The 8,369-nt window shown below is 67.8% G+C and carries 10 protein-coding genes and 1 tRNA gene; 8 read left to right on the top strand and 3 right to left on the bottom strand.

All coding sequences use genetic code 11. The features are described 5' to 3' along the window. The first annotated feature begins 172 nt into the window (after positions 1-172). Both efp and RMO97_RS11695 read left to right on the top strand, forming a co-directional pair. Complete coding sequence (efp, locus tag RMO97_RS11690; protein WP_310541228.1) at positions 173-742, top strand: elongation factor P; 570 nt, start codon at positions 173-175, stop codon at positions 740-742. A gap of 11 nt (positions 743-753) precedes the next feature. After that, positions 754-843, top strand: a tRNA-Ser gene (locus tag RMO97_RS11695). 2 nt (positions 844-845) lie between these two features. Here the strand turns inward: RMO97_RS11695 and RMO97_RS11700 are convergent. Together RMO97_RS11700 and RMO97_RS11705 are read right to left on the bottom strand one after the other, a co-directional pair. Then, entirely contained in the window at positions 846-1,220 is a 375-nt protein-coding gene (locus RMO97_RS11700) for a response regulator (protein ID WP_310541230.1), read from the bottom strand. Further along, positions 1,217-2,812 (bottom strand): PAS domain S-box protein, encoded by a 1,596-nt coding sequence (locus RMO97_RS11705; RefSeq protein WP_310541232.1) that lies wholly within the window; start codon positions 2,810-2,812, stop codon positions 1,217-1,219. The genes RMO97_RS11700 and RMO97_RS11705 overlap by 4 nt, the downstream gene beginning before the upstream one ends. Positions 2,813-3,022: 210 nt before the next feature. Between RMO97_RS11705 and RMO97_RS11710 the strand changes: the two genes are divergently transcribed. Genes RMO97_RS11710 through RMO97_RS11735 form a run of 6 tightly spaced genes read left to right on the top strand, consistent with a single transcriptional unit; the run spans position 3,023 to position 7,877 of the window. Next, positions 3,023-3,997, top strand: a complete 975-nt coding sequence (locus tag RMO97_RS11710; RefSeq protein ID WP_310541234.1) for a septal ring lytic transglycosylase RlpA family protein — start codon at positions 3,023-3,025, stop codon at positions 3,995-3,997. Between the two features lie 37 nt (positions 3,998-4,034). Next, on the top strand, positions 4,035-4,682 hold the full coding sequence (gene tmk, locus RMO97_RS11715) for a dTMP kinase (protein WP_310541236.1): 648 nt from the start codon (positions 4,035-4,037) through the stop codon (positions 4,680-4,682). Next, entirely contained in the window at positions 4,675-5,673 is a 999-nt protein-coding gene (locus RMO97_RS11720) for a DNA polymerase III subunit delta' (protein WP_310541238.1), read from the top strand. The genes tmk and RMO97_RS11720 overlap by 8 nt, the downstream gene beginning before the upstream one ends. Positions 5,674-5,680: 7 nt before the next feature. After that, positions 5,681-6,457: a TatD family hydrolase gene (locus RMO97_RS11725; RefSeq protein ID WP_310541240.1), complete on the top strand. Its 777-nt coding sequence runs from the start codon at positions 5,681-5,683 to the stop codon at positions 6,455-6,457. Beyond that, on the top strand, positions 6,454-7,278 hold the full coding sequence (locus RMO97_RS11730; protein WP_310541242.1) for an MBL fold metallo-hydrolase: 825 nt from the start codon (positions 6,454-6,456) through the stop codon (positions 7,276-7,278). The genes RMO97_RS11725 and RMO97_RS11730 overlap by 4 nt, the downstream gene beginning before the upstream one ends. Then, a complete protein-coding gene (locus RMO97_RS11735) occupies positions 7,278-7,877 on the top strand; it encodes a phosphoribosylglycinamide formyltransferase (protein WP_310541244.1) in 600 nt (199 codons plus the stop codon). Before RMO97_RS11730 ends, RMO97_RS11735 begins: the two co-directional genes overlap by 1 nt. Here the strand turns inward: RMO97_RS11735 and RMO97_RS11740 are convergent. Beyond that, on the bottom strand, positions 7,874-8,369 hold a 496-nt coding region (locus RMO97_RS11740; protein ID WP_310541246.1), incomplete at its 5' end, for a hypothetical protein. The genes RMO97_RS11735 and RMO97_RS11740 overlap by 4 nt on opposite strands.

Consider the following 8,369-nt stretch of genomic DNA (forward strand, 5'->3'; position numbering starts at 1 on the left):
GGAAGGGCCTGCGGTCCTGGTGGTTCTCGGGCCGCCACCAGGGCGAGGGCAGGGGGGAGGTCACGCGCGGCGCTCCAAGGGACTGGCGATCCTGGCCCGGATCGCTATAGGAGCGCAGGAACCTAGCACAACGCGCCGGCCATTGGCCCGCCGCGACCAAAGGACGAATGACTTGCCAAAGGTAGCCGCCAGCTCGCTCCGCAAGGGCGCCGTCGTCGACATGGACGGGAAGCTCTACGTGGTGCTCAGCGCCGAGAACATCCACCCCGGCAAGGGCACTCCGGTGACCCAGCTAAACATGCGGCGCATCTCCGACGGGGTGAAGGTGTCGGAACGCTACCGCACCACCGAGTCGGTGGAGAAGGCCTTCGTCGACGAGCGCGACCACACCTTCCTCTATCAGGACGCTGACGGGTTCCACTTCATGAACCCCGAGAACTACGACCAGCTGACCGCCAGCGAAGAGGTGATCGGCGACGCCGCCGCCTATCTGCAGGAGAACATGACGGTCCAGCTCTCGACCCACAACGACGTGCCGATCTCGCTGTCCCTGCCGCGCCTGGCGACCTTCGAGATCGTCGACACCGAACCGTCGGTAAAGGGACAGACCGCCTCTTCGTCCTACAAGCCCGCGGTGCTGTCCAACGGCCTGCGCACCATGGTCCCGCCCTATATCGCGCCGGGCACCCGGGTGGTCATCCTCACCGAGGACGGCTCCTATGTGGAACGCGCCAAGGACTAGGTTTCAAACCTGGACGGGTGGCCGAGTGGTTTAAGGCAGCGGTCTTGAAAACCGCCGTGGGTGAAAGCCCACCGTGGGTTCGAATCCCACCCCGTCCGCCAGTTCAGCGCGCCAGCACTTCTTCGATGGTGTGGCGCAGCTGGCGTTCCGAGAGCGGCTTGAACAGCACCGCCGCCGGATGGTCGGTGTCGATGCGGGCCATGGTCGCCGGCTCCCGCGACCCGGTGATGAAGATCACCTTCGAGCCCACGGTGTCGTAGATCGCGAGGGCGGCGTCGACGCCGTCCTTCTCGCCACGCAGACGCATGTCCATCAGCACGATCCGGGGCCGGTGCGCCTGGGCCGCGGCGACGGCCTCCTCGGCGGTCGCGGCGATGGCGCAGACGATCTGGCCCATTTCCTCGACCTGATAGCGCAGGCCCTCGGCGATCAGGAATTCGTCCTCGACGATCAGGACGCAGTCACGAAGATCGCTCAAGACGCCACCGGCGCGGCGAAGCGAATCTCGACCCTGGTCCCACTGTCCGCCGTCACCGACACCATGCCTCTCATCTGCGACACCAAGCCCTGAATAATGCTGGCCCCGAGGCCGGAAACGGTTCCGCCTTGAGGCGCCTCGTCGGCAGCATAGCCGACGCCATTGTCGGCGACGATTAGCGCAACGCCCCCACCCGCGTCACGTCGGAGTATGACGTCGATGGTCCCCGGCCCGTCTGGGAAGGCATGCTTCAGCGCGTTGGTCACCAGCTCCGTCACCAACAGTCCAAGGGGAATGGCGAAGTCCAGACCCACCTCAAGCGGGATCGCCTCCACATTGAGTGCGATATCCTGATCGGCGCCGCCCTCCACCACGTTGGTGGACAGCTCGTGCAGGAATGGCGCGACATCGAAGGTGCTGAGGTTCGCCGATCCCATCAGTTGATGGTGAACGAGACCCAGGGCGTAGACCCGGCTGCGCAAGCTCAAGAGCGCCTCCTTGGCCCCTCGGTCGGAAACCTGCCGGGCCTGCATCACCAGGAGGCTGTCGACGATCTGAAGGTTGTTCTTCACGCGGTGATAGACCTCCCGAAGCAGGAGGTCGCGCTGGCCGAGCGCCGCTGTGCGGGCCTCCACCATGACTTCGAGGTCCCGCTTGGCGGTCTCCAGGGCGGCCTGGGCCTTGTGGCGTTCATCGATGTCCTCGACGACCCCAATGGAGAGCAGCGGCGCATTGGTTTCCGGGTCCCGGACGATAGATCCCGACAGACGCCCCCAGACCGGCTGTCCGTCTCGGCGCAGATAGCGCTTCTCACGGTGATAGGCGGTGACCTCGCCCGAAAGGAGCCGGGCATACACTGCCTGCCCCTCGTCGCGGTCCTCAGGCCAGGTGAAGCCCAAGCCGTCCTGGCCTATCAGATCCTCCGGTTCGTAGCCCACCATGTGGGCGAAGGCGCGGTTGACGCGGATGTACTTGCCGGTGAGGGGGTCGGTCTGGATATTGCCCACCGCCGCGGCCTCGAAGCTGGCGCGATACTCGGCCTCATTGCGCGCCAGCGCCTGCTGGGCCTGGGTGCGTTCGGCCAGGGCTACAGTCAACTGGGCGTTGGCCCGCTCCAGCTGGGCCGTGCGTTCGGCGACACGGCGCTCGAGCTCCAGATTGGACAGCCGCGCCTCGGCTTCGCTCTCCCGCAGCCGGAGGTTCAACTGCTCCAGCTGCGCCACCGAGGGCAGGGCGGCGGCGCGGGGGATCAGCGGCCAGAGGATGGCGGCGGTGGCGATGGACAGGATGGCGGTGGCCATCTTGATCAGCCCCTCAATCCCGTAGGCCGGCACCCAGAGCGTCAGGATGGCCATCAGGTGAGTGGTCCCGCAGGCCACGATGAAGGCCACGAACAGGTAGGCCACCCATCCATACTTCAGATCTTGTCGACGCCGGACGAAGGCGGCGATCGCCAAGGGAATGGAGAAGTAGGACAGACCGATCAACACATCGGCGACGACGTGGATGGTCACCAGGCCAGGCGCCCAGCTCAGGCAGAAGCCATGCGGGGTCAGGCCCGAAGGATTCAGAAGCCAATCCCAGATCGACATGCCGGACCTCGCAAAGGATCGGGGCGCGCCGGTTCGCATACCGCGATGCGCGAACTCCGCCCCCCACTCGCGAAAGTATATGTGCGGCGGGGATTCGGCGCAGGCTTAACGAATTAACCTTCTTCCTTAACCGTCGCGCAAATCCTTACAGGCACTCTCCATGCCAGAACCGCGTGCTGGGGGGTGCGTGGGAAGAAGGATCTGCGGCCCATGAACGCCCATCGCCACAGCGCTACTGCGCGCAACCTCGCTCTCGTCCTTGTGGCCGGCGTCGCCCTGGCGGCCTGCGCGACGCCGCAGCCCAGGCTGGCCGGAAAGCTGCCTGACGCCACGGGCGGCAAGGCGCCGACAGGGACCGGGGGACGCTACAAGGTCGGTTCGCCCTATCAGGTGGCCGGTGTCTGGTACGTGCCGCACGAAGATCCGCACTACAACGCCACCGGCACCGCCTCCTGGTACGGTGCCGACTTCCACATGAAGCCGACGGCCAATGGCGAGACCTTCGACATGAACGCCGTGTCGGCGGCGCACCCAACTCTACCGCTGCCCTCGATGGTCGAAGTGACCAATCTCGACAACGGCAAGACCCTGCAGGTGCGGGTCAACGACCGCGGGCCCTTCGTGGGGGGGCGGGTCATCGATCTCAGCCACGAGGCCGCGCGCCAGCTCGGCTATGACCGCAAGGGCCTCGCCAACGTGCGGGTGAAGTATGTGGGTCTCGCGACCCTGGGCGGCCCTGACCCTGGTCTGCGGTACGCCAGCAGCGCCGCCGCTGCGGCTCCGCCTCCGGCCTATCCCGCCCCGCTGCCGGCCTACACACCGCCGGCGCCGGTCGCGGTGGCCGCCGCCAGCCTGCCGCCGATCACCGGGGCGGCGATAGCGTCGAGCCCGATCCCGCCCGTGTCCTCGGCGGCGCCGGTCTACGCCAGCGCGCCGGCCGTCGTGCGAGCCAGCGCCTACAGGGTTCAGGCCGGCGCCTTCAGTGATCGCAGCAACGCCCAGCGGGTCGCCGATCAGCTCTCCACCGCGGGACAGGCCGTCATCGAGCCCGTGCAGCGGCCTGACGGCGTCACCCTCTATCGGGTCGTCCTGCAGGGCGGCGTCGACGAGGGGGAGGCCTGGGGACTGCGCGACAAGGTGGCGTCCTACGGTTTTGCCGAGGCCCGGGTCCTGAGGCCCTTCTAGGCCTCGACAAACCGCGCGAACCGGCCATGTTGCGCCGGTGTCGCGCGGCAAGTTCATCACCTTCGAAGGCGGAGAGGGCGCTGGGAAATCCACCCAGGTCCGACGCCTCGTGGCGCGCCTGGAGGCGCGCGGGATCGAGGTCGTCGCCACCCGCGAGCCGGGGGGCTCCGCGGGCGCCGAGGCGATCCGCGCCCTGGTCCTGACCGGCTCCGCCGACCGTTGGAGCCCGGTGACCGAGACCCTGCTGATGTATGGCGCCCGACGCGATCACATCGAACGGACGATTGTTCCGGCGCTCGAGCGCGGCGCCTGGGTGGTGTGCGACCGGTTCGCCGATTCAACCCGCGCCTACCAAGGCGGGGCCGGGGGTGTGGCGCCGGATCTGATCGCGGCTCTGGAGAACCACGTCCTGGCGGAGGTTCGGCCGGACCTGACCCTGGTCTTCGATTTGCCGGTCGAGGTGGGCCTGGCCCGCGCCGAGGCCCATGCCGAGGCTTCAGGGCACGCCGAAACGCGGTTCGAATCCAAGGGCGTCGCCTTCCACGAACGCCTGAGGGCCGCCTTCCGCGACATCGCCGCCATTGAGCCGGACCGGTGCGTCCTGGTGGAGGCCGGCGACACCATGGAGGCCGTCGAGGCCGCCGTCTGGACCGCTGTGGCCGCACGGTTGCCGGTCCATGGCTGAGGATATCCCCCATCCGCGCGATGTCTTTCGGCTGCAAGGCCACGAAGCGGCCGAAGAGTCGTTCGAGGCCAGCCGAGCGCGGGGCCGCCTGCACCACGCCTGGCTGCTCACCGGACCGGAAGGCGTCGGAAAGGCCACATTCGCGTACCGGGCGGCTCGCCGTCTGCTGGGCGCGCCACCAGCCCCTGACTACGGCGCGCTAGGCGCCGATCCGGCTCATCCCGTCAGCCGCCAGATGATGGCGCGCTCCCATCCCGACATCCTGGTGCTGGAGCGCGTGGGTGAGGACGGCAAGCCGCGCAAGGTCATTCCGGTGGACGAGGCGCGCAAGCTGTCGGAGTTCTTCTCAAAATCTCCCGCCAACGCCCCACATCGGGTGGCGATCATCGACGCCGCCGACGATCTGAACGCCAACAGCGCCAACGCCGTCCTCAAGACCCTCGAAGAGCCACCCCCCAGCGGTGTGCTGCTGCTGGTCTCCCATTCGCCGGGCCGGCTGCTGCCCACGATCCGCTCGCGCTGCCGCAGGCTGACCTTCAACGGCATGTCGGAAGCCGCAACCGCCGCCTTCGTCCAATCGCACACCAGCGCCAACCCCGAGGAGGCCATCCGCCTGGCCCGCATGTCGGTGGGCGCGCCTGGGCGGGCCTGGGCCCTGGCCAACGCCGGCGCCGTCGCCATCGACGACGCCGCCAAGGAGCTGCTGCGCGACCTGCCCCAGGTGGACGAGGCTGCGGCCCTGTCCCTGGCCGACCACTTCCGGGGCGGGGAGGGCGCGACCCAGTTCAACCTGCTGTTCGAACGCCTGGCGGAGCGCGTCCATGCCCGTGTCCTGGCCCAGGCAGTGGACGGCCACAGCGGCCTTGATCGCTGGGCCTCGGCATGGGAGACGCTCCAGCGCCTGCCGCGCGAGGTTGAAGCCGTGAACCTCGACCGCGCCGACGCCCTGTTCACGGCGCTTTCCGAACTGCGTGACGCCGCGCGCGCCTGAGCCCGTCATGCTGATCGACAGTCACGTAAACCTGCACGCCCCGCAATTCGACGAGGACCGCGACGCGGTGATCGACCGCGCGCGCGCTGCCGGCGTCGGGCTGATGGTCAATATCTGCGACAAGATCTCCAACTTTCCGGCGGTTCGGGCGCTGGCGGATCACCCCGACATCTGGTGCACGGTGGGCGCGCATCCGCATGAGGCAAAGGACCACACCGACCTCAGGGCTCAGACCCTGATCGACTTCGCCGTCGATCCGCGAGTTGTGGGTGTCGGCGAGTGCGGGCTGGATTTCCACTACGACCTCAGCCCCCGCGAGATCCAGGCTGCGGTGTTCCGCCAGCACATCATTGCGGCGCGCGAGACCGGCCTGCCTTTGGTGGTTCATACGCGCGAGGCCGACCAGGCCATGGGCGACATTCTGGAGGAAGAGCACGCCAAGGGCGCATTCCCGCTTCTGATGCACTGCTACACGTCCGGGGCCGGACTCGCGAAGCGATGCGCGTCGCTGGGCGCCTGGTTCTCGGTCTCCGGAATCGCCACCTTCAAGGCGGCTGAGGACGTCCGCGCCGTGGTGCGCGAGATGCCGGCCGATCGGATCATCGTGGAGACCGACTGCCCTTATCTGGCCCCGGTCCCGCACCGGGGGCGGCGCAATGAGCCCGCCTATCTGCCAGACGTCCTGGTCAAGCTGGCGGAGATCCGCGGCTGGGGCCGCGACGAGGCCGAGCAGCGCACCGAGGACGCCTTCTTCAACCTGTTCCAGCGGATCCCGCGGCCGTGAGCGCGGCCCTTGAGTTCACTATTCTCGGCTGCGGCTCGTCCGGGGGCGTGCCGCGGGCCGACGGCGACTGGGGCGCCTGCGATCCGGCCAATCCGAAGAACCGCCGCCGCCGCTGCTCGCTGCTGGTGCGGCGCACTGGCGACACGCCGGAAACATCCACAACCCTGATCGTGGACACCTCGCCGGACCTGGTGAGCCAGACCTCGGATGCGGGCGCCAGGCGCCTGGACGCCGTGCTGCTGACCCACGACCACGCCGACCAGATCCACGGCATCGACGATATCCGCGCCTTCTTCATCCGCCAGCGGGCGCGCATTCCCTGCCATACCGATGAGGCCACCGCGGTATCCGCCCGGCGGCGCTTTGGCTACATCTTCGAGGGGGAGGGCGGCTATCCCGGCATCGCCGACCTGAGGCCGATCCCGGCGCACGGCGAGACCTGGACCGTAACCGGGCCATCGGGCGTGATCCCTATCGTCACCTTCGATCAGGACCATGGCGGGGTTCGTTCGGTGGGCTACCGGTTTGGCGGCGTGGCCTATTCCAGCGATGTCGTGAACCTGGACGAGGCGGCCTTCGAAGCCCTGGCCGGCCTCGATGTCTGGATCGTCGACGCGCTGCGCTGGACGCCGCACCCGACCCACGCACATGTCGAACGGACCCTCGAGTGGGTGGCGCGCGTAAAGCCCCGGCGTACGATCCTGACCAACATGCATATCGACCTGGACTACGACGACCTGCGCTCCAAACTGCCGGAAGGTGTCGAACCGGCCTTTGACGGGTTGCGCTTCGAACATCAGATCAGCAGCGAATTCTCCTGATGTCTCTGCGGCTTAAGCTGGGTTTCCTCGCGTCAAGAAACGGGTCGTCGTTTCGCGCGATTGTCGAGGCGATAGCCGCCGGCGGACTGCCGGCCGAGGCGCGGCTGATCGTCAGCAACAACCGCAACAGCGGCGCGCTGGCCTTCGCTCAGGAACACCGCCTGCCCAACCTCTGCATTCCCACGGAACGTGATCCGGCCGCCGCGGATATCGCCCTGCGCGACGCCCTGGAGGCCGCGGACGTCGAACTGGTGGTGCTGTCGGGCTACCTGCGCAAGCTGGGGCCCGCGACCCTGGCCCGCTACCAGCACCGGGTCGTCAACATCCACCCGGGCCTGCTGCCGGAGTTCGGCGGCGAGGGCATGTACGGCCGCCGGGTCCATGAGGCGGTGATCGCCGCGGGCGCAATTACCAGCGGGGCCACGATCCATCTGGTGGACGAGGAGTATGATCGGGGGCCGGCCCTGGCCCGCCGCGAACTGACCCTGGCCCTCGGCGAGACGGTCGACAGCCTGGAGGCGCAGATCACCGCCCTGGAGCCCTTGTTCTTCGTCGAGACCCTGCGAGCCATCGCCGCCGGCGAGTTGAAGCTGCCCTAGAGCTCCATGCCCGCGTGGCGCCGCAGCTCGCGACCGAACCGGCGGATCGAGATGGTGTTGCGGGTGATGTGGTCGGTGAAATTGGGGGCAGGGGCCTCGAAGTTCGGCTTCAGCGACCCATCGCGGCTGCTCTCGCGCACCAGGCCCCTGGCCATCAGATCCTCGACCTTGCGGCGCACGGTCTCCTTGGGAATGCCCGTGGTCCGAGAGCTTCCAGCGCGGGAGATGCCCGGAACATTCACAAGGCCTACGAGGTCGGGGTCCACCTCCGGATCGTAGCCTTCCGCCCGAAAGACCCGACCGACGCTGGTGGCCAGGATCGTCAGATAGACGACGAAGCCGTTGTAATCGGCTCCGAACTCCTTGTTCATGCTGCAGGCGATGCGTAGGAGAAGTTCGGCGGTGATGATCGAGGCGATCTTCTCGTTAGGCTCAAGGGCCTGCTCGCCAACGCTCATCCGATACCCCTGACACAGTGAAGCTTGGCGTCTT

The organism is Phenylobacterium sp. (assembly GCF_031425575.1).
Taxonomy (GTDB): domain Bacteria; phylum Pseudomonadota; class Alphaproteobacteria; order Caulobacterales; family Caulobacteraceae; genus Phenylobacterium.

Bases quoted from the DNA above. Each gene is read 5' to 3' on its own strand.
- RMO97_RS11710 (WP_310541234.1), top strand. From the start codon at position 3,023: ATGAACGCCCATCGCCACAGCGCTACTGCGCGCAACCTCGCTCTCGTC.
- RMO97_RS11720 (WP_310541238.1), top strand. From the start codon at position 4,675: ATGGCTGAGGATATCCCCCATCCGCGCGATGTCTTTCGGCTGCAAGGC.
- RMO97_RS11725 (WP_310541240.1), top strand. From the start codon at position 5,681: ATGCTGATCGACAGTCACGTAAACCTGCACGCCCCGCAATTCGACGAG.
- RMO97_RS11705 (WP_310541232.1), bottom strand. From the start codon at position 2,812: ATGTCGATCTGGGATTGGCTTCTGAATCCTTCGGGCCTGACCCCGCAT.
- RMO97_RS11735 (WP_310541244.1), top strand. From the start codon at position 7,278: ATGTCTCTGCGGCTTAAGCTGGGTTTCCTCGCGTCAAGAAACGGGTCG.